A 1,001-nucleotide genomic window follows, 5' to 3' on the forward strand; every position below is an offset into this window, starting at 1 on the left:
AAACTCGATCTACCGTTTTTCAAAGGAATTTCTGAAAGAGTACCACGGGGCCTATTGGGAATTTGTGATGTTAGATAACGGGGGTAAGTTCGCTTATCCAGTTATGAATACGCAAGTCACACTCGATAACCCTCACAACTACTCGTCGGGTTCGTTTTCGCAAGAAGCGGCAGGGATATGTATTTGGCTTATCGCATTGAGTTTTTGTGCGATCGTTGCGTTTGAAAAAGGCGACTTTGCCGAAATGGAAAATTTCAGTTACCACCAGGTGCGTCTCATGGAATACGCCAGAGAACATTCTGAGTGGGATAACATTGCTCGTGTCATCGATTAATCGTGGCATAACACCAACCAACTAAAGCGTTTACGCTTTGCACTAACCACAGGAGAAGTCCTGTGGGCTTCTTCTGTTTTATTTATTGTTCTAGGAGAGGTCTTATGTCAAAGCTTGACGCGATCATCAATATTCTACAAATCCGAGAGAATGCGCCGTCTGAGGTCACTACTCATTATCATTTAACACGCAAGTGTTATCTGTCACTTGATGGTGATGGTCGACTATACATGTGGTGCGGGGTGAATAATGAGTGGATTGAAACCAAAACCGCGCTTCATGAAGAAGCCTTGGTCTTGAATTTTGCTCTACTCGATAAGACGGGATTCTGCTTTGCAGGATTTCATGCTTGTTCTTGTTGTCATACTCCAACGAACAGTCATGTCTTGATTGGCCGTGATGGTCAAGTCGTGATGAGCTGTTTTGATTGCGGTCGTACCATTCCGGTATGGCCAGAAATTTGGAAAGGGATCAAGAAAGGTGTAAAAAGCTACTCTGATGTTGAATAACGGATAGAGAACATCCATTGTTTTACCGCCCTTAGCCGGGCTTGCCAGTTCAACTGGCAAGCGCCAGCGGAATTAGCCACAACAGTATGTCTAATTTGAAAGGGGAAGGTCATGTATTCATTATTGGACGGGTATGAAGGTCAGCTTGAAGCAGAGGT

The 1,001-nt window shown here is 44.3% G+C and carries 2 protein-coding genes; both read left to right on the top strand.

What is annotated here, in order from left to right; all coding sequences use genetic code 11:
- On the top strand, window positions 1-334 hold a 334-nt coding region (locus OU793_RS24600), incomplete at its 5' end, for an antirestriction protein (protein ID WP_274647915.1).
- A gap of 104 nt (window positions 335-438) precedes the next feature.
- Entirely contained in the window at window positions 439-843 is a 405-nt protein-coding gene (locus tag OU793_RS24605) for a hypothetical protein (protein ID WP_031500119.1), read from the top strand.
- Window positions 844-1,001: the final 158 nt, after the last annotated feature.

The organism is Vibrio sp. VP6 (assembly GCF_028823755.1).
Taxonomy (GTDB): Bacteria; Pseudomonadota; Gammaproteobacteria; order Enterobacterales; family Vibrionaceae; genus Vibrio; species Vibrio parahaemolyticus.

What these genes read in the sequence shown, in the direction of transcription:
- OU793_RS24605 (WP_031500119.1), top strand. Translation starts at nt 439, where the DNA reads ATGTCAAAGCTTGACGCGATCATCAATATTCTACAAATCCGAGAGAAT.